The organism is Thermomonospora umbrina (assembly GCF_003386555.1).
Classification (GTDB): domain Bacteria; phylum Actinomycetota; class Actinomycetes; order Streptosporangiales; family Streptosporangiaceae; genus Thermomonospora; species Thermomonospora umbrina.
Genome location: NZ_QTTT01000001.1, coordinates 6581884 through 6600480, shown reverse-complemented (window position 1 = coordinate 6600480; position 18597 = coordinate 6581884). Strand labels below are relative to the sequence as shown.

Annotated in this window: 24 protein-coding genes; 19 read left to right on the top strand and 5 right to left on the bottom strand. The window is 70.3% G+C overall.

Annotation, left to right across the window (positions count from 1 at the left end):
• The first annotated feature begins 2 nt into the window (after positions 1 to 2).
• The gene (locus DFJ69_RS36270) at positions 3 to 137 is read left to right on the top strand and encodes a hypothetical protein (protein ID WP_281275924.1); all 135 of its coding nucleotides are present in this window, start codon (positions 3 to 5) and stop codon (positions 135 to 137) included.
• 60 nt (positions 138 to 197) lie between these two features.
• Here the strand turns inward: DFJ69_RS36270 and DFJ69_RS29770 are convergent, their stop codons facing one another.
• Positions 198 to 1619: an MFS transporter gene (locus DFJ69_RS29770; protein WP_342769889.1), complete on the bottom strand. Its 1422-nt coding sequence runs from the start codon at positions 1617 to 1619 to the stop codon at positions 198 to 200.
• A 107-nt stretch (positions 1620 to 1726) separates the two neighbouring features.
• Between DFJ69_RS29770 and DFJ69_RS29765 the strand changes: the two genes are divergently transcribed.
• Positions 1727 to 2353, top strand: a complete 627-nt coding sequence (locus tag DFJ69_RS29765; RefSeq protein WP_116025660.1) for a TetR/AcrR family transcriptional regulator — start codon at positions 1727 to 1729, stop codon at positions 2351 to 2353.
• 602 nt (positions 2354 to 2955) lie between these two features.
• On the opposite strand, the gene DFJ69_RS29760 is transcribed toward DFJ69_RS29765, so the two are convergent.
• Positions 2956 to 4215: an MFS transporter gene (locus DFJ69_RS29760; RefSeq protein WP_116025659.1), complete on the bottom strand. Its 1260-nt coding sequence runs from the start codon at positions 4213 to 4215 to the stop codon at positions 2956 to 2958.
• Entirely contained in the window at positions 4212 to 5549 is a 1338-nt protein-coding gene (locus DFJ69_RS29755) for an MBL fold metallo-hydrolase (protein ID WP_116025658.1), read from the bottom strand. Before DFJ69_RS29755 ends, DFJ69_RS29760 begins: the two co-directional genes overlap by 4 nt.
• Positions 5550 to 5646: 97 nt before the next feature.
• On the opposite strand from DFJ69_RS29755, the gene DFJ69_RS29750 reads away from it, so the two are divergent.
• The 3 genes from DFJ69_RS29750 to DFJ69_RS29740 all read left to right on the top strand — a co-directional run bounded on the left by DFJ69_RS29750 (position 5647) and on the right by DFJ69_RS29740 (position 7493).
• Positions 5647 to 6312 (top strand): ArsR/SmtB family transcription factor, encoded by a 666-nt coding sequence (locus tag DFJ69_RS29750; RefSeq protein ID WP_116025657.1) that lies wholly within the window; start codon positions 5647 to 5649, stop codon positions 6310 to 6312.
• Positions 6313 to 6744: 432 nt separating this feature from the next.
• On the top strand, positions 6745 to 7110 hold the full coding sequence (locus DFJ69_RS29745; RefSeq protein WP_116025656.1) for a YidH family protein: 366 nt from the start codon (positions 6745 to 6747) through the stop codon (positions 7108 to 7110).
• A complete protein-coding gene (locus DFJ69_RS29740) occupies positions 7107 to 7493 on the top strand; it encodes a DUF202 domain-containing protein (RefSeq protein ID WP_116025655.1) in 387 nt (128 codons plus the stop codon). Before DFJ69_RS29745 ends, DFJ69_RS29740 begins: the two co-directional genes overlap by 4 nt.
• Here DFJ69_RS29740 and DFJ69_RS29735 read toward each other — a convergent pair.
• A complete protein-coding gene (locus DFJ69_RS29735; protein ID WP_116025654.1) occupies positions 7440 to 8396 on the bottom strand; it encodes a sulfite exporter TauE/SafE family protein in 957 nt (318 codons plus the stop codon). The two genes, DFJ69_RS29740 and DFJ69_RS29735, sit on opposite strands and share 54 nt — an antisense overlap.
• A 467-nt stretch (positions 8397 to 8863) precedes the next feature.
• Entirely contained in the window at positions 8864 to 9325 is a 462-nt protein-coding gene (locus DFJ69_RS29730) for a MarR family winged helix-turn-helix transcriptional regulator (RefSeq protein ID WP_211328841.1), read from the bottom strand.
• 52 nt (positions 9326 to 9377) lie between these two features.
• Between DFJ69_RS29730 and DFJ69_RS29725 the strand changes: the two genes are divergently transcribed.
• The 14 genes from DFJ69_RS29725 (at position 9378) to DFJ69_RS29655 (ending at position 18260) form a co-directional block, all read left to right on the top strand.
• On the top strand, positions 9378 to 10010 hold the full coding sequence (locus tag DFJ69_RS29725) for a class I SAM-dependent methyltransferase (protein WP_116025653.1): 633 nt from the start codon (positions 9378 to 9380) through the stop codon (positions 10008 to 10010).
• A gap of 11 nt (positions 10011 to 10021) precedes the next feature.
• Positions 10022 to 10351, top strand: a complete 330-nt coding sequence (locus DFJ69_RS29720) for a thioredoxin family protein (RefSeq protein ID WP_116025652.1) — start codon at positions 10022 to 10024, stop codon at positions 10349 to 10351.
• Positions 10352 to 10599: 248 nt separating this feature from the next.
• Positions 10600 to 10998, top strand: coding sequence for a VOC family protein (locus DFJ69_RS29715; RefSeq protein WP_116027005.1), 399 nt, complete (start codon positions 10600 to 10602; stop codon positions 10996 to 10998).
• Between the two features lie 46 nt (positions 10999 to 11044).
• Positions 11045 to 11383 carry a YciI family protein gene (locus DFJ69_RS29710; protein WP_116025651.1) on the top strand — a complete coding sequence of 113 codons (339 nt, stop codon included), beginning with the start codon at positions 11045 to 11047 and terminating at the stop codon, positions 11381 to 11383.
• Positions 11383 to 12576: an RNA polymerase sigma factor gene (locus tag DFJ69_RS29705; RefSeq protein WP_116025650.1), complete on the top strand. Its 1194-nt coding sequence runs from the start codon at positions 11383 to 11385 to the stop codon at positions 12574 to 12576. Before DFJ69_RS29710 ends, DFJ69_RS29705 begins: the two co-directional genes overlap by 1 nt.
• 162 nt (positions 12577 to 12738) lie before the next feature.
• Positions 12739 to 13080 carry a hypothetical protein gene (locus DFJ69_RS29700; RefSeq protein WP_116025649.1) on the top strand — a complete coding sequence of 114 codons (342 nt, stop codon included), beginning with the start codon at positions 12739 to 12741 and terminating at the stop codon, positions 13078 to 13080.
• A gap of 694 nt (positions 13081 to 13774) precedes the next feature.
• Complete coding sequence (locus tag DFJ69_RS29690) at positions 13775 to 13999, top strand: hypothetical protein (RefSeq protein ID WP_116025647.1); 225 nt, start codon at positions 13775 to 13777, stop codon at positions 13997 to 13999.
• A complete protein-coding gene (locus DFJ69_RS29685; protein WP_116025646.1) occupies positions 13996 to 14388 on the top strand; it encodes a hypothetical protein in 393 nt (130 codons plus the stop codon). The genes DFJ69_RS29690 and DFJ69_RS29685 overlap by 4 nt, the downstream gene beginning before the upstream one ends.
• On the top strand, positions 14375 to 14848 hold the full coding sequence (locus DFJ69_RS29680) for a hypothetical protein (protein WP_484419702.1): 474 nt from the start codon (positions 14375 to 14377) through the stop codon (positions 14846 to 14848). The genes DFJ69_RS29685 and DFJ69_RS29680 overlap by 14 nt, the downstream gene beginning before the upstream one ends.
• A 282-nt stretch (positions 14849 to 15130) precedes the next feature.
• Positions 15131 to 15376 (top strand): hypothetical protein, encoded by a 246-nt coding sequence (locus DFJ69_RS29675; RefSeq protein ID WP_116025644.1) that lies wholly within the window; start codon positions 15131 to 15133, stop codon positions 15374 to 15376.
• On the top strand, positions 15373 to 15726 hold the full coding sequence (locus DFJ69_RS29670; protein WP_116025643.1) for a hypothetical protein: 354 nt from the start codon (positions 15373 to 15375) through the stop codon (positions 15724 to 15726). The genes DFJ69_RS29675 and DFJ69_RS29670 overlap by 4 nt, the downstream gene beginning before the upstream one ends.
• A gap of 159 nt (positions 15727 to 15885) precedes the next feature.
• Positions 15886 to 16362, top strand: a complete 477-nt coding sequence (locus tag DFJ69_RS29665) for a hypothetical protein (RefSeq protein ID WP_116025642.1) — start codon at positions 15886 to 15888, stop codon at positions 16360 to 16362.
• Between the two features lie 962 nt (positions 16363 to 17324).
• Positions 17325 to 17705 (top strand): hypothetical protein, encoded by a 381-nt coding sequence (locus DFJ69_RS29660; protein WP_116025641.1) that lies wholly within the window; start codon positions 17325 to 17327, stop codon positions 17703 to 17705.
• Positions 17706 to 18074: 369 nt separating this feature from the next.
• The gene (locus DFJ69_RS29655; protein ID WP_147312476.1) at positions 18075 to 18260 is read left to right on the top strand and encodes a hypothetical protein; all 186 of its coding nucleotides are present in this window, start codon (positions 18075 to 18077) and stop codon (positions 18258 to 18260) included.
• Positions 18261 to 18597 lie beyond the last annotated feature (337 nt).

The following is an 18597-nucleotide window of genomic DNA, read 5'->3' as shown; positions in this document are numbered from 1 at the left end:
AGATGAAGGACCTGACCGATGCCGAACTGATCGATCTCATCATCGACGCGCTGACCTCGGCCGCGTACGTGGCCGTGCAGATGGTCGCCACCGACATCATGCTGTTCGCCGGCACCGGACCCGACGAGGATCCGTGACGGCCACCGTGAACCGCCCCATGCCCGCATGGCCCGAGGGTGCCCCCGCGCACCGCTGTGTCAGGGCCCGGTGGGCTGGATGTGCGCGGCGTCACGGCGGCGGGGAAGCGCGAGGGTCAGCGACGCCGCGGCGATCAGGACTCCGCTCATGGCCATGAACGCCCGCTCGTAGCCGCCGGCCGGGTCGTGACCGGAGACGACGGTGACCAGGATCGCCAGGCCCAGGGCTCCGCCGACCTGCTTGGCGGCGTTCATCAGCCCGGAGACCGCCCCGGCGTCCGCTCGGCCGGCTCCGGAGGTGACGACGGCGGTCAGCGGAGTGTTCAGCAGGCCGCCGCCGATCGAGATCAGCACGGCCGGGCCCAGCACCGCGGCCACATATCCGTCGGCCCCGAGCGCCCGGCTCTGCCACCACAACCCGGCCGCCGCGATCACGGCGCCCGAGGCGATCAGGACACGGTCGTCGGCGTGCCGCATCAGCCTGGGGGTGACCACCAGCCCGACCAGCAGCATCAGCGACGTGTGCGGCAGGAACGCCGCCCCGGCCGCCAGGGCGTCGTAACCGCGGACGTTCTGCAGATAGAGCGACAGGAAGTACCACATCGGGATCTGAAAGCACGCCGCGGTCAGCAGGACGACCCCGTTGCCCGCCCAGATCGCCCGCACCGCCAGCAACCGCGGTGGTATCAGCGGGACGGCGGCGAACCGTGCCTGCACCACCGCGAACGCCACCAGCGCCACCGCCCCGGCGGCCAGCGCCGCCACCGTGACCGGCCGGCCCCACCCGTCATGAGCCAGGGTCAGCGCGTAGGTCAGCGACGCGATACCGGCCGTCGCGAGCACCGCCCCTCCCACATCGGGCCGCGTCCGCCGCCCGCGCCCGGCGGGGAGGACCCGGGCGGCCATCACGGTCACGACGCCGATCGGTACGTTCACCAGCAGGATCGCCCGCCACGACACCAGCTCCGTCAACGCGCCCCCGACCAGGTTGCCCGCCGAGCCCCCCGCCAGGCTCACCGCCGTCCACACCGCCAGCGCCTTCGTGCGCGCCGGGCCCTCGGCGAAGGTCGTGGTCAGCACCGTCAACGTCGCCGGCGCCAAGACCGCCGCGCCCAGCCCCTGCAACGCCCGCGCCCCCACCAGCAGCCCGGCCGACCCGGCCAGACCACCCATCAGGCTCGCGACGGTGAACACCACCAGACCCGCCGCGAAGACCCGCCGAAGCCCGTACAGATCGGCGAGGCGCCCTCCCGGCAGCAGCAATCCGGCGAACACCAGCGCGTAGGCGTTCACGACCCACGGCAGTCCCGCCTCGTCGAACGCCAGGGCCCGCCGGATCGACGGCAACGCCACGTTCAGCACCGACACGTCCAGCACCACCATGAATTGCGCCGTACACGCCAGCGCCAGCACCACCCCCGCAGACGACCGCCGGCGCATCGCGGCCACGCCCTTCAGACCGGCCGTGTCCTCCCGCGTCACGAGCCCTCACCCCCCACCTGGCAAACCAATGAGATCGCATTGCTTTGCTCGTAGACAGGCTACAGTCAGCTAGGCAAACCAATGCGAACACATCGACATGAGGTTCAATGCAGCGGCGCACGAGGGGCGTGGGCGCCCAGCACGAACAGCGGCGCCGGCAGATCGCCGACGCCGTACTGGCGGTCGTCGCCGACCGGGGACTGCAGGCCGTCTCACTGAACGAGGTCGCCCTGCAGGCCGGCGTGTCACCCGGGCGCGTCCAGCACTACTTCCCCACCCGGCAGCGGCTGATCGAGGCCGCCTTCGAACGGGGCAACGAACTCAGCAGCGCCCGCATCGCCGCCAAGACCGGCACGACCACCTCGGACACCCAGACCGGGGGCGGCCCGGACGCGGCGCCGGGCGACGTGCTCACCGTCGTGCTGACCGAACTGCTGCCCTACGACCACGACACGTGGGCGCACATGCGCGTCCGCCAGGCGTTCACCGCGCTCGCCCTCTCCGACGAGACCATCGCCGCCCGACTCCGCGCCGACTACGCCCGCCTGCACGCACAGATCGCCGACCTGATCGCCCGCGAACAGACCCACCACCGGATCCTCGACCCCACCGCCGAGGCCGTGGCGCTCGTCGCGCTCGCCGAAGGACTCGCCTACTACGTGCTCATCGGCGTCCAACCCGTGACCGCCGCCCGTCACCGCCTACTGGCCGCCATCACGGCCCTCTCCACCTGAACACCGTCCACCGCGCGTCCAGGTTCTGACGGCGACACACGATCTCCACGTCCGGCCCGGCGGCAAATCAGGCCCCGGCTCAAGTGCTCACGTAGCTGCTCGCACCGCAGCCGTGCCGCCTCCGGGTACATCTCCCAACGCGCCGGCAGATGCCCCTGCGGGCCTGAGAGCTCGGGGCTCTGGAGGATCGTAAACGTGAGCAGCAGATCCCTGACCCGAACGGTGATCCCCATCGGACGGATGCGGCGCAGCAGCCACGAACGCGCCACGTCGTCTCCCGTGCACAGCCGCCCACCCGGTCTGGCCACGGTCGAGGGGGCCACCGGCCGCAGCCGGGGAAGCGAAGCACCGTCCGCTCGATCGACCAGCGCCACCACTTCGGCCACGTCCAATCCCGTTCAGGCCCGAATCCGTGGCTCGGCTCCCGCGCATCGCCAATAGGAGCACCGAGCTCGCCCGGCCACGCCAGGAGGTTCCCGCTCTGGTGCGGTACAGCCACCAGCTCACCTGGGGGGACCTGGAGCTGCGCGACCGGTTCGGCCTACGGTTATCAACTACCGTCCCGCTGGACCGGCACTCGCGGTCATGGGAGGGATGGGCGCTCAGCCGGTTCGTGCATCGGCCGGCACTACCGGGCGGTGGGTTTCGTACATGCGGACGGCGGCGAGGGCGCCGGAGGCGGCGGTGAGGGCGGCGACGGTCCAGATGGCGGCGGGGATGCCGTGGGTGTCGGCGATGAGGCCGGATAGGAGTGCTCCGATGGCGAAGCCGCCGTCGCGCCAGAGGCGGTAGACGCCGATGGTGCGGGCGCGGGTGGCGGGGTGGGCGATGTCGCCGATGGCGGCCAGGAGTGTGGGGTAGACCATGGCGGTTCCGGCGCCGAGGAGGGTCAGGGCGATGGCCCAGGTGGTCATGGTGGTGCCGTGGGCGACGAGGGCGAGTGCGGCGGCTTGCAGGAGCATGCCGGCGACGATGAAGGGTTTGCGGCCGTGGCGGTCGGAGGCGGCTCCGGTGATGAGTTGGCCGAGGCCCCAGATGAGGGGGTAGAGGGCGGCGAGCAGCCCGATCTGGGCGAGGGTCAGGCCGTGGGCGGCGAATAGGAGGGGGAACAGGCCCCAGGCGAGGCCGTCGTTGAGGTTGTTGACCATTCCGGCCTGGCTCGCCGATGAGAGGGCGGGTTCGGTGAAGCTGGTGCGCAGGAAGATCCGGCCGGTGCTGACGGTCTGGGTGGGGGCGTGGGTGGCGGCTTCGTGGTGGGCGTGTCCCCGGGTCTCCTTGACGGCGAAGACGGAGAGGCCGAGGGCGAGGGCGGCGTAGGCGAGGCCGAGGAGGAACGGGGCGGGGCGCAGTCCGTGGGTGGCGGCGAGGTGGCCGGTGGCCATGGCGGTGACGGCGACGGCGACGTACCCGGCGGCTTCGTTGAGGCCCATCGCGAGGCCGCGCCGTTGGGGGCCGACGAGGTCGATCTTCATGATGACGGTGGTGGACCAGGTCAGGCCCTGGTTGACGCCAAGCAGGACGTTGGCGGCGACGATCCATCCCCAGGATGGTGCCCAGATGAGCAGGAGTGGGACGGGTAGGCCGATGAGCCATCCGGCGATCAGGACGGGTTTGCGGCCGTAGCGGTCCGACCAGGTTCCGGCGAAGAAGTTCGCGGCGGCCTTGGTGATGCCGAACGCGAGGATGTAGGTGAGGGCGGCGGTGTAGGCGGCGAGGTGGAAGGTCTGTTCGGCCAGCAGCGGGAGCACGGTGCGTTCCTGGCCGAGCATCCCGCCGACCAGGGCGTTGACCGCGACCAGGAGGGTGAACTGGGCGGCGTTGGCCCGCAGCCCGAGGACCGGCCCGCTCCGGGTGAGGGTCATCGCCCCTGCTCCAAGGCTTGGCCGGTGGCCTCGGCCCAATCGTGCGGCCCGCCGGAAAGGACGGCGGTGTCGTGGCCGGCGCGCAGCAGCACGCTGGCGGCGGTGGCGGCGCGTTCACCGTGCCCGCACATGACCACGCTCGGGCCCTCCGGCGTCCCCGTACCGGTCGCGTCGCCGAGGGGGAGGTTGACGGCGCCGGGTAGGTGCCCGGTCGCGTACTCCGTCGGCTGCCGCACGTCGATGACACGGCGGCCGGTGGTGGTGCCGGGTCGCAGGAGCGGCATCGTCGCGTGACCCCCGTTCCAGTCGGCGAGGGGCAGTTCGCCGAGCGGCGCGGGGTGGCCGATCTTGGCCGCCTGCCAGGTGATCTCGGCGGGGTCCTGTCCGGGGTCGCGGACGACGATCCAGGGGGTGGCGGGGTCCAGGAGCCAGCCGAGCCAGGTCGCGAACTGTGGGCGCAGTGCGATCGACAGGGCTCCGGGCACGTGACCGGCGGCGAACGCCTCCACCGGGCGCACGTCCACGAGGACCGCACCGTCGGCCAGAGCCGCGCGGACCCGGCTCGCGTCCAGCCGTTCCGGCGGAGGAACCGAGCGGAGCGGGGCGGGCCCGGAACGGTTGAGGTCGGCCAGCCGCAGGAAGTACGGCGGGAAGTCGCCCAGCCCGCCGATGAGCAGGTCGGCGAACGTGTCGGCGTCCGGCGCCGACAGCAGCGGGTTGGTCGCCTTCTGTGCGCCGATCGTGCTGGTCCGTTCACCGCCGGGCGGTGCGGCGCAGAACGACCCGGCCCCGTGCGTGGGCCACAGCGCCGTCTCGTCCGGCAGCGCGGCCAGCCTTCGTACGGAGCGGTACTGGGCCAGGGCGAGATCGCGGGTCCGGTCGGGGTCGACGAGGTCGGTGCGGGCGGCCGATCCGACGATCAGTGACCCGCCCGAGAACACCCCGAGCGGGCGGGCGCCGTCCAGCAGCAGGAACGCCAGGTGCTCGTCGGTGTGCCCCGGCGTGGCCAACGCCCGCAGCGTGAGCCCGCCGAGATCGACCTCCTCGCCATCGCCCAGCCCCCGATGCGGGTAGGCGCGGCGGCCCGCCGCCGCGGCCAGGACCTGCGCGTCGTCGTCGGCCGCGAGCTGCAGCGCGCCTGTCAGGAAGTCGGCGTGCAGATGGGTGTCGGCCGCGAACGCCACCCGCAGCCCGCGCCGCCGCGCGGCTTCGCGCAGGGCCCGAAGGTCGCGGGAGGCGTCGACCGCCAGTGCCCGGCCGTCGCCGAGATCGACCAGGTGGGAGCTGTTGCCCAGCCCCTCATCGACCACCGTCTCGATCACCGGGATACCCATCGTCGCCTCCTCAAGGTGTTCAACACAGCGAAGATACATTATTCTAAGGTTCGTTGGAATATGGCGATGGGTGTGATGATCTTGCGGGGAGGGTGCGGTGGAGGAGCGGGCGCGCAAGTCGGCGCTGTACGAGCAGTTCGCCCAGGTCGGCAAGGCGCTGGGCAACCCGGCGCGGCTGGAGTTGCTGGAGCTGCTGGCCCAGGGTGAACGCAGCGTGGAGGAGTTGTCGGCGGCGTCGGGGATGAAGCTCAGCAACACCTCCGCGCAGTTGCGGGCGCTCGCGCAGGCCGGGCTCGTCACCACCCGCCGCGACGGGGTCCGCGTGTACTACCGGCCGGCCGGTGACGACGTGACCGCGCTGATCGAACACGTCCAGACCTTCGCGGTGCGGCGACTCGCCGAGGCCGAACGCGCGGCCCACGCCTATCTCGGCGACCTGACCGCGCTGGAACCGGTGGGACTGGACGAGCTGGCACGGCGCAGCGAGGCGGGCGAGGTCGTGGTCCTGGACGTGCGGCCGGCGTCCGAGTTCGAGGCCGGGCACATCCCCGGCGCGATCGGCATCCCCCACGACCAGATCGCCTCACGCCTGGCCGAACTCCCCTCCGACGCCGAGATCGTCGCCTACTGCCGAGGCCGATACTGCGTCTTCGCACCACAAGCCGTCCGGGTCCTGCACGAGCACGGCTTCACCGCACGCATCGCCGACGGCGGTGTCCCCGAATGGCGCCGCACCGGCCGCCCCCTGGCGACCGCCCGGTGAACGGCCGTCCCCGGAGCCTCGACGGCGGGCCGATCCTCCTGGATGAAATCGGCATCATCCCCGTCGACACCCACGCGGACGAGGCGATGTGGGCGCGTGTCACCGATCCGTTCGGCAAGCCTTCTGACGGTGCTCGTCGGCGCGGGAACCGACGAGGTGATCTTCACCGGCAGGGACTCTGAGGCGGACCGCTCGGGCCGGCGTCGTCCCGTCCATCAGGGCGGGTCACCCGATCGCGATCCGCGCGTCCGTCACCACGCGCCGAAATCAAAAGATGTCTCCAATTCAGCTCCTCAGACCGCATTCCGATCAATTCAGGGCGTTGAACTCGGAAATTCCCTGGGGGCCATAATTCCCTGTCGCCTGATGGCGCTCACATTGCATCCGCGGCCAGTGCCCTGGGGAGAGATATGGAGGCTATTGTCCTGGTATATGCGACGTGTTGGGCGGGGTGGGGTCGAAGGTGGTTCGGAGCCGGACGCTCGGTTCACGTTCGCCAATGAGCGGACGTTCCTGGCGTGGAATCGGACGGCGTTGGCGCTGGTGATCGCGGGTTTGGCGATCGTGCAGGTGTTGCCGCCGTTCCGTGGGTGGCCGTGGGGTCGTCATTTGTTGGCGTTCCCGTTGATCGGGTTGGGGGCGGTGCTGCCGGGCGGCGCGTATCGGGAATGGCGTCGCAACCAGCGGGCGCTGCGGCACGGTGACCCGTTGCCGGCCTCGGCGCTGCCCCGGCTCCTCGTCGGTGTGATCACCGTGGTGGGCCTGGTCGCGACCGCGCTGGTGGCGGTGCCCTCGTGACCCGAGCATCCGGTGCGGCCCTCGGTCACGGGCCGGGCCGTGACCCGGGGCTGGCGCAGGAGCGGACGACGCTCGCCTGGACGCGCACCATGGTGTCGATGCTCACCCTGGCAGCCGCCGTGGCCAAGACGGCACCGGTGGCGGGTCTGGCGCTGCTGATCGTCGGGGCGGGCGTCTGGCCGGCAGGCCGCATCGGCGATCCGACGGGTCGGGGCCATGCCCGAAGGGCCGGCGTGCGGCCTCGTTCCAGGGTGGTCCCGGCGCTGGGACTGGCCGTGACCATCATCGCCGTGATCGCGCTGGCCACGGCGATGACGACGCTCGGCGGCTCAGGCCACCGACCGCTCGGCGACCTCGGCCTTCCGAGTGACCGGCACCCGTGAGAGCACCGGCAGTCCCTGGCGACGGTGGACGAGCACACGCGTCGCCAGCGCCGCGACACATGCGAGCGCGGTGATCGTGGTCATGGCGGCGGGGCCGAGGCCGAGCATCTTCAGCGCGGTGGCCAGCAGCACCACGGCGAGCAGGTTGCGGATGAGGCCGCCGGGCGCGCGGGACGAGATCCGCGAGCCGAGGTAGACGCCGGGGATGGAGCCCACGAGCAGGGCGGTGGTGACCTCGAGTCTGAAGTCTCCGAACAGCAGATGGCCGAGGGCGGCCGAGATCACCAGGGGAACGGCCTGCAGGAGATCGGTGCCCACGAGCTGGTTGGCCTTGAGCGCGGGGTACAGCGCGAGCAGGGCGACGATGATCAGCGAGCCCGAGCCCACCGAGGTGATCCCGACCACGAGCCCGCCGACCGCCCCGACCAGCGCGGTCGGGAGCGGACGGACCCGGATCTGCGGCAGGCCGTCCCCGTGCTCACCGTCGGCCCCCGCGGTCCGGCCGGACAGGCCCGCGCGCCGGGCGGCCCGCTCGGTCATGGACTGGTAGATCCGCACGCCCAGCCCGGCGGCGGCGATGAGCAGCGCCACGCCCATCGCCTTCTCGATGACGTGCTGAACCCCGTCCCCACCGCCGAGGGCTTTCGCCACGAGGACCCCGCAGAACGCGGCGGGCACCGACCCGACGCACAGCCAGCCCACCAGCCTCGTGTTGATCGTTCCGTGCCGATAGTGGACGGCGCTGCCGACCGGTTTCATCACCGCGGCGGCGACCAGGTCGCTGGACACCGCCGCCATCGGCGACACACCGAAGAACGTGACCAGCATCGGCGTCATCAACGCCCCGCCGCCCATCCCGGTCAGCCCGACCATCACGGCCACCAGAAAAGCACCCAAAGCCATACCGTAGTCGAAATGCACCGCTACGCCCTACCGCTCGTCCGACCATTGACCCGCGGCAGGCTAGGGCTTTTTCATTTGGCTTTGCATCGGATCGGTCCGCGCCATGGAACGCATCAAGGTGGCTTGGGAGAAAAAGCGATACACGTCGGCGGTCGTGGAGAAAAGTGAGGCAATGCAATATATTTCGGCCGGGACGCCACTCGTCGTGACACCGTCCCACGACGTCGAAGCCGGGCGAGTCCACCGTTGGTCTCGTCGGTCGCCGACGCATCACGCCGACGTCGGGAGGCCGAGTTCGGCCATCGCCTCGCAGCACCCTCGTCGGGCACCCAGACCCCTGTACTCGCCGGACGGCGGAGGCTCGCCATGTGACGGACTCGACGGACTCCTCGCGATGCCCAGCGTGTCGTGGCCGACGCCCGGCCCGTCGGCCCGGGGAGTGTTCACCACCCCCGGCGGGTGAGGGTTCAGCAGTCCAGAGAGCGGATGCGGTCCATCACCGTGCACGCCACCGACTCGAACGCCTCCAGGTCGTCGGCGGAGACGCCCTCGAACAGCCAGTCGTACCCGGCGCGGTACTCCTCGGTCAGGCCGGTCATCGTCTCCACACCCTTGGACGTCAGCGAGACCAGGGTCGCCCGGCGGTCGGTGGGGTGACGGCCCCGCTCGGCGAACCCGTCGGCCTCCAGACCGTCCAGCAGACCGGTGATGTTGCGCGGTGTCACCCCGATCAGGTCGGCCAGCTCCCGCTGCGTGGACGGTCCGCGCTGATGAAGGGCCCACAGCACCGACGTCCGTGCCCGCGACAGACCCCGCTCGGCCATGCCCCGCTCCATCAGCTCCGACGTCATCGCGGCCAGCTCGAACAACCGCTCCAGCGCGCCCCGAGGCTCGGATTCGGCATTCGATGCATTGTGTAGGTACTTCACTATGTTGTAGCCTCCCGGATATGAGGGTAGCCCGCCGCTCCGGGAGGACGCCATGAGCCACCGACACCCGTTCTTCGCCCGTTTCTACGCCCGCACCAGCACCCGCCTGGAAAAGAGCATCGGCCCGCACCGCGCGACGCTGCTGGAGGGGCTGGCCGGGCGGGTCATCGAGATCGGTGCGGGCAACGGCCTCAACTTCGCCCACTACCCAGCCGCGGTCACCGAGGTCATCGCCGTCGAGCCCGAACCCCACCTGCGGTCACTGGCCGAGGCCGCCGCCGACCGCGCGAGCGTCCCGATCAAGGTCGTCGACGGTCTGGCCGACGGCCTCCCCGTCGAGGGCGGCTCTTGCGACGCCGCCGTCACCTCGCTCGTCCTGTGCACCGTCCCCGACCAGGACCGGGCCCTCGCCGAGGTGCTCCGCGTCCTGCGGCCCGGCGGCCGACTGCGCTTCTTCGAACACGTCCGAGCCACCGCCCCCGGACGGCGACGCGTTCAGAAGACCCTCGACGGCCTGGGCGTCTGGCCGTGGTTCGGTGGCGGCTGCCACTGCTCTCGCGACACCCGCGCGGCGATCGAACGAGCCGGGTTCACCATCGACACGTTCACCGAACTCACCATGGCCGACACGGGCATGCCCTTCCCGGCCGCACCGCAGATCCTCGGCACGGCCACCCGACCATGACGGAGGCGCAGATGAGCCCGGTGATCACCCTGACCGAAGCCGACTTCGACACCCACCTCGCCGACACGAGCCTGCCGATCCTGATCGACTTCTGGGCCGAAGGCTGCGGTCCGTGCAAGGCACTGGAACCTGTCCTTCAAGACCTCGCCGGCCGGGCGCAGGGGCGGCTACGGGTCGGGTCCGTGCGGCTCGACGACAATCCCGCCCTGGCCGCCCGCTTCGAGATCATGACGCTGCCCACGCTGATCGTGTTCATCAACGGCGAACCCGCCGAACGACTCACCGCGATCCGCGGCGCCGACGACCTGGCCGAGCGGCTGAACCGCCATCTCACCCACTGAGGGCGAGGACCATCCGCGTCGGCCGTCCTTGCCGCTCGGTCAGGCCCTGCCGCCGGCGCCGCCCGCGTTCCCTCTTCATGATCCCGTTCACAGGCGCGCCCTACCTGGCCGGCAAGCATCCCTGCACGCGGTTCCGCAGCGCGGGGACTACAAGATTCTTTGTCGGAGTGTCGGATCGCGGCATCGGCCGTTCGTCTCGGGGATGACGGCAACCCCGAAAGCGGGTGCGTGAACCCGAGGAGCAGATCATGGACCTGGTGATGAACACGATCGACATCGTGGTGACGGACATGGAGGCGTCGATCGCCTTCTACCGACGGCTGGGCGTGGAGTTCAAAGTGGACGCCTCCTACCCCGACCACGCGGGCGCCGACCTGCCCGGCGGGCTGCACCTGATGCTCGACACCGAATCGTTCCGCGCGTCCATCACCCCCGGTTGGACCAGGCCGTCCGGCGGAGCCCGCACCTTCCTGTCCTTCCAGGCTCCCGCGCCCGGCGACGTCGCCGCCAAGTACGACGAGCTCGTCGCGGCGGGATATCAGGGGATCAAGGAACCGTGGGACGCGTTCTGGGGAATGCGGACCGCCACCGTCGCGGACCCCGACGGCAACGGCATCGACCTGTACTGCCCGCTGCCCGCCACCTGACCGCCGACCCGGATCCGGACCCACCACGAACCAGGAGGCATCCCCGGTGAAGTACGTGCTGATGTTCATCGAGACCGAGGAGTTCGCGCGCGAGCTCGCCGCGCTGGACGACGACGACCGGCAGGCCGCCTACGAGGCGGTCGGCCGCTGGTTCGCCGCCAACGCCGCGAAGATCACCCACCATCAGAAGCTCGCCGCCCCGCACATCGCCACGACTCTGCGGTTGTCCGGCGGCGACGCGGTCGTCACCGACGGACCGTTCATCGAGGGCAAGGAGGTCATCACCGGATACGCCGAGATCGACGTCGCCGACCTGGACGAGGCGATCGCGCTCGTCCGCACGTGGCCCGCCTGCCCGATCGTCGAGATCCGACCCCTCACCTGATGGACGACGTCCACGCCGAGTTGGCCCGCGTGATCCGCGACCACGCGGGCCGGCTCACCGCCTGCCTCATCCGCGTCCTCGGTGACTTCGCCGCCGCCGAGGACGTCATGCAGGACGCCATCGAAACGGCACTCCGGCGTTGGCCGGCCGAGGGCGTTCCCGATCATCCCGACGCCTGGCTCCTCACCGTCGCGCGCCGCCGGGGCCTGGACCTCCTGCGCCGCCAGGCCGTCTACCGCGACAAACTCGCCCGCCTCGACTGGCCGGTCCCCGCCGAGCCCGACGACCGCCTCAAGCTCATCTTCACCTGCTGCCACCCCGCGCTGCCCCGCCAGGCGCAGGTCGCCCTCACGTTGCGCACCGTCTGCGGCCTCACCACCGGCCAGATCGCCGCCGCCTTCCTCGTACCGGAGCCCACGATCGGCCGGCGGATCACCCGCGCCAAACGCAAGATCACCGACGCGGGCATCCCGTACCGCATCCCCTCCGAGCACGAACTGCCCGAACGGCTCGCCCAAGTCCTGACCGTCATCTACCTGCTGTTCAACGAGGGCTACCTCACCAGCGGCGGGGACCGCCCCCAAGCCCGCGACCTGGCCGACGACGCCGAATACCTCGCCGCCACCCTCGCCTGGCTCACCCCTCGCGAACCCGAGGTCCTCGGCCTACTCGCCCTGATCCGCCTCCACCAGGCCCGCACCGCCGCCCGCTTCACCCCCGACGGCACCCTGATCCTCCTCCAAGACCAGGACCGTTCCCTCTGGGACCACCAGGCCATCAAGGACGCCGTCCGTCTCCTCGAACGCGCCGCCGCCCACCACCGGCCAGGCCCCCACCAACTCCAAGCCGCCATCATCGCCTGCCACACCGAGGCCCCCACCTGGCACGACACCGACTGGACCCAGATCCTCGTCCTCTACGACATGCTCCTGCGCCTCACCCCCACACCGGTCATCCAGCTCCACCGAGCGATCGCGGTCCGCTACGTCCTCGGCCCCCAGGCCGCCCTCAACGAACTCGACCGGCTCGCCACCGCCCTGGACACCAGCCACCTCTTCCACGCCACCCGCGCCGAACTCCTCCGCGACCTCGACCGCCACCTCGAAGCCCACGCCGCCGACCGCCGCGCCCTCTCCCTCACCGCCAACCCCGCCCAGCACCACCTCCTCACGGAGCGACTCACCTGGCCGTGATCGCCCTGCCTGGAGCCGATCGCGGCCTCACCGGCTCGTAGCCTCGCGGGCGCGGTCCTCCACGCAACCCGGCTCGCTGCGCTCCCCGCGTTGCGCTCCGTCCCTGACGCCCGCGTACGGCCTCGCCCTGTGAGACCGCTCCGAATCGGAAGGCCGGGGCCAGTGCCAACACGCCAACTTGACAGGGAACATCTGCACGGAAGCCGCACGATCACCATCGCCATCGAGAAGCTGGGCGGCGCGAGGCTCGGCGATGTTTACACCGGGACCTGGCGGTACGTCGTCACGTGGGGCGATCAGGAGACCTTCCGGGAGCAGCGCCTGGACAGCCCCCTGCCGACCACGCCCCTCGGCGCCGCTCGAGAACTCGCCGCCTGGTTCGCCGCCTACGGAGATCCGGGCTCCGGCTACGACGGCCCCAACCGCCCCATGGGGCCGGCGCTGGAGATGTGCCGCCGGGAGCAAGAAACGTTCTCGTTGTTCGCCGGCGAGGGCTGTCGATGAGGAGGCCGCCCCCTGGACCGTACGAACTGGATTGCGGGCATCCGCCGACCGCGACGAGGTACGCGTTCACCAACGGGGTCGCCCGGACGGCCGGCGGCTGGACGATGTGCTACCGCTGCGCCTACGACGACCAAGTCGTTGACCTCCTCGTCCGCGATTCCATCTACGCCTACATCGCATCGGGCCCATCGCACCATCTCGGCCCCGGGGGCGGGCGATTGAAGGTGACAACCTGGCCCAGCGAGGTGCTCGGGACGGTCCTCTGTCTGCACTTCAGCCGGCCTCGTTGTTCTCGGCATGGGGACTGGCGGATGCGGTACATCCGCGTCCGGGATCTACACGGCCAGATGTGGGCCGGTCGGGGCTCCGATCAGTACGACGTCATCCGATTGAGAAGGATCACCGGCTCATGAGCTACGTCATCGCGATCGAGCGATTCCGCGTCGGGCTTTCGGGTCGTCCGATGCTGGCGTCGGTCGACCAACGGCCTCACGAACTCCGCGCCCACCCGGCCGATCGAGGCGTCACCGCGAAGGGGCCCCTTCTTCACATGGTGGACGTGCCGCTCCGCCGAAAGCGGGGAGAGCGACTCCTCCGGGAACGGTCCGTTCTGCCCACGCGAACGGCCGGATCGAGTTCGACGGAGCCTGCCCGGACGCCTGTGCGTCTCCCCTTCACACCCGGGGACTGATCAATGGAGCACGACTACAACGTCACCGTGACGGTCGAGGTGACCGCCGCCGACCCGCGTGAGGCCGCCGAGAAGGCGCGAGAGGACATCATCGCGTTCGGCCCGCGATTGCGGTTGTTCGCCGTCGTCGATGTGCGCACCGAGGACGAGACGTTCGTCGACCTCGCCGACCCGGTGTCCGGGCGTGAATGCGCCTTCGACCGGCGTCTCATGGAGGAGGGCCGATGACCGCGCGTCTTTCTCCGCAGCGGTTCGCCGAGCGCCATCCGATCGGCACGACCATGGTCGTTGACGAAACCCGCGCCATGGGCTTCATCAACCCGGTGTTCTGGGTTGGAGTGATCACCGAGCACTGGCGGTCCCCGCTGTGTCCAGACGCCGTTGCGGGGCTTCCCGTACTGCGGCTCGCGGTGAAGCCCGCCGCCGCCCGCCTGACGGAATGGTGGACGATCGGCAAGGGCTACCAGCGCGACCAGCAGTACGTCGTCCCTCTGGACGAGGCCCGTTCCCGGTTCGGTGACCAGCCAGAGTTCCAGCCCGTTCCCCTCTGCGGCCTGTGCGGCTCCGGACTCGACCGCAGTACCGGTGGGCATCCGTGGGGCGATGAGCATGACTGATCCGCAAGCTGGACGCCCCATCGCCGAGGTACGTTCCGGAGATCTCCTCGGAGGGTTCTTCCAGATTCACTTCAATCTCCGGACCACCCTGTGGAGCGTGACGTCGCTCCGCGCACCGGGCAAGGGACGCGTCGTCGCGAACGTCGACGACATCACCCTCTCCCAGGCCCGCATGATCGTCTCCGAGGCCGGGCTGCGACGCGTCAAACGCGACGGGCGCCGCGCGGTCCACGCATGGGTCCGCGGCACCATCATCGCCGTCAACTCCCACCCCTGCCTCGACGGACTGACCCGCGTGTCCTACAACCCCAAGCCGAAGGACACCGATGACTTCGACCCCTACTTCAGAGTCCAGGAGACATCCGGGCCGGGCCGCATCGTGACAGAGGCCGACCGGCTCGTCCTCGCCAAGCCCACCCCGGACGCGCTCAAGGGGTACGGCTGGCTCCGCCACCCCTGAGCCCCCTCCTTCATGTCCGCCGACCGCCGGTGGCGGCATCGGCGATCTCCGCTTGATCTGAAAGTTGTGATGCTTCATGCCTCGACGAACGGCCAGGCGACGGCCGGCCATTCGCTGCGCGTGCCCCAAAGACTCCATCTACATGGTCGGCACCCACGCGTGGGTTCACGTTGACACGGCCCCCCGCGAGCATCGGCACTCGATCCTCCTCTGCCGGCCCGCCAGCCGGATCACTGGCCTCTTCTCAGAGTGCGACGACTCGTGGCCCGGGGAGCCGGTCCGGTGACCAGGCCTCTGGACCTGGATGAAGGTGACGTCATCAAGGCGACCGCCCCTGGATTCACGGGCTACGACATCGAGGTCACGGTGACCGCCGCCGTCCCCGCTTCGTTCACCGGCGGCGCCGCCCTGGTCTCCACCGTCGAGCTCGCCTATCCCCTCGCCGTTCCCTACAACACCGACATCGAGGTGCTCTCTATGAGACCCGCATGCCTGACAGCCGTGCTCCAGCCTCGGAGTCGGTCATGACGCGCCGAACCACCGGCGTCGCGTGGAAGTGCGAGAGCCGACACGAAGTCGACGTCATTCGCGACGCGGTCACCCGCTACGAGCGCGTCCTCATCGAGCAGGGCACCGACCCGGGCAACTACGCGGCGGCCAACGAACAAGGGGCCGGGTTCGGCTGGACTACCATTGAGCAGGCGGCCAGGGACATGCACAACGGCAGCGTCACCTACATGTCGGTCCGTATCGCCGAGGCGTTCAGAGCGGCTCTCTCCCACCGCGCCGATCAGTACGAGGACGACTACGCCGCCACCGCCGGAGAACTGGCGACCCGCATGGGCCACTGCATCGACAACGCCCGCCCTGGCACGTAGACGGGTCGACGAAGTAGCACGGCACCGGGGTCGTCTCGGGCTCGTAGCCTCGCGGGCCCGCTGCTGCGCGCAACCGGGCTCGCTTCGCTCCCCCGGTCTGCGCTCCGTCCCTTCCGTCCGTGCGCGGCCTCGCCTCAGGACCACCATCGAAAAGCGGCCATGTCCGACCAGATCCCCGTCCGCGTCTTCCACACCGACATCTTCAGCAGGTTCCGATCCGCAGACGAAGGCGGGCCGGTGGTTCTCGTCTTCTCGAGCACCGCCAGCGCCGACCGTGACCCGCTCGAGATCTGCGATGAGATGTTCGAGCTGCTCAACGTCGGACACGACGCGGAGTTCGGCACACCCGATCCTCGCGCCATCGATTACCGGAACCAGGGCCACCGCGGACTGTCCGTCGGCGACATCGTCCAGGTCGGCGCCACCTACTACGAGATCGGCCCCGTCGGCTTCACGATCGTCGCCCCGCCGTCGGGCATCCGGTCACCCGCCCCGGAGTATCCCGATCCTCCCCGAGCAGCCCCTCCCACCTCGCAGTCCGCTCCCGCCTTTGCGATGCGCACCCGGGGCCGAGGCGCGCGGGGGCGGCCACCCGCAGGCCCGACCACACCCCCGACCAAGGGAAGACCGACCTGATGTTCTGATCCGGTCGACGGCGACCTCCGGCTCTCGGCGCGGGGGTACGCGCCGGCGTCATGCGGCACGCACCCCGTCCTTCCCTTCAAGCGTTCCGAAAGGGTCGCGCTCGTGTTGGCGGGCCGCTATACCGCATTGACCAGGTAGAACGCCGACCTTGTGCGGCCGCGCGACGACGAACCGACCTTCGACGGGCATTCGCCCTAGACCACGGGAATGGACCGCGTGCCACGATCCGCCCGGTCAATCCCATGCGCCTCCAGCGCCGACCGGATCACCTCACGGCCCCTCCGAAGACCAGCGGGAAACTCGCACGACATCCGGCCCGAACCACCGACCCGGAACCCCTCGGCTCCAGCCGTACGGAGTGCCCGTCAACGTGTTGCTCACCAGCACTCAGTCCCTGCCCTGCCCCTAACGCCCGTTCGACCGACGACGCGGGAGCGTCGCCGCCCCGGACCCGTCCCAACAGGCCCCACGTGTGCCGGTCCCCGACTCCGTGCGGCGACGATCCGCACTGAGGCCCGGGCCGTCAACGGTGCCCACGCGTCGAGGGCGCGTTGGAATCCTGCGTTGAGGTCCGCGGGCCGATCGTTGGGCAGCGCCGGAACGGACGTGATCTCACAAGAAGCCGCCGTGACATCGATCTGAACTCCACGGCCTCGCAGGCGGGTGGCGACTTGTGCCGCCTGTGCTGGTCGGGTCTGCCTACACCCCGTTACCCGGCAAGGCAGTCTCGCCGCGCTGGCCGCACCGTCAACCGGACTCTCGCTTCGCTCGCCACGCCGACCCAAGATCTTTTACTCCTACGTCGAAAACATCTTGGGTCGCCGTGACCGCCCGGCATGACGGAGCCGGCGGTCGCGCGGCGCGAGGCGACTGCGTGCCGGGACGGGGCAGACAGCCCCAGGCCACCAGCACGGCGGCCCCATCCGCCCGGCACCCGAGACCGGGAGGTCCCCATGATGAACAGTGACTTCTGCGCCGAGATCATCGGCCACATCGACAGCGACATCCGCCAGATCGAACTGCGCGACGGCGTCGGCTGCTCCTTCCGCATCCAGACCCTCCGCACCTACACCGACGAGTGGGGCGTTCTCCACAACAAGCCGATGTGGATCCCGGTCATCACCTTCGACACCACCATGACCGCCAAGATCACGCGGGACTTCCCCCGAGGGAGCTTCGTCCAGATCATCTCCCGCGAGTTGCGGTGGAACGAGCCGCGGCAGGCCAAGAACGGCAAGTACTACAACAACGTCGACTTCGTGATCGACGCCATCGAGTCCGCCCGCAACGAGGTCCCCGCCGACGCCGGCGTCATCGCCGGCGTCACGGTCTAACCGGCCCTCCCCGAGGTGGGGCGGCCCCACGGGCCGCCCCACCTCTGACCGGGACCCGTGCCGCGGCTGCGCCTACGGGGCTCGCGGCCAGAGCCCCAGCGACCGCCGCGGGGACCACTGACGGTGCCTCTCCTGGCACCCGCCCACAGACACCGGGCGGGTGCTCCACAGGCCGCCACCTACAGCCCGGACAGGGCCCGAGACCGCCGACCGAAGCGGACCCCGCCCAACGGAGCTGCGCCGCCGGCCCGCCTCATCGGCTTCCTCGAACCCAGGCCCTGCCGCGACACCGCGTCGATAACACTCGGGAGAAGAAATATGCCTGCGTCCGCGCGCCATCGGATCGCCCCGACCCGGGAGCAGATTCCCATGAGCGACGTCGAACGTGGTCACCGGATCTGGACCGGCGAGACGTGGACGACCGTCATAGACTTCAGCGACGCCCCTGAGGATCAGCCCGGCATTCTCCACGTCCGTCACCGCACCGACAGTGGCCTCACCTTCACGACGCCGTTCCGCGCAGGCCGCCGAGTTTGTAGGTCGATCGACATCTGACGACCACACCGGCCGCTCTCGCGCCGTACCGGGTCGGCCGGACACGGTGGCCGCGGTGTTGCGTCAGCCGTGGCCGGAACCGACGGAAATCATCCACTGTGCCCTGCGAGCGTCGCAGCCGTGATGAAGAACAACTGGTGGCGGAGACAGCTCCGGATGACGGCGACGGTCATCGTGGCGGGGCTGCTCGCCGCGGCGTTGGCGCCCGCCGCCAAGGCCGACCCGGTAACTAACAACACGACATCGACCATCACGGGCACGGCGCTCCTCTGGCGGGAGTCCGGTGAACGCCGCCGCCGCGAAGAAGGTCGAGGCCTACTGGACGGCCGCGCGGATG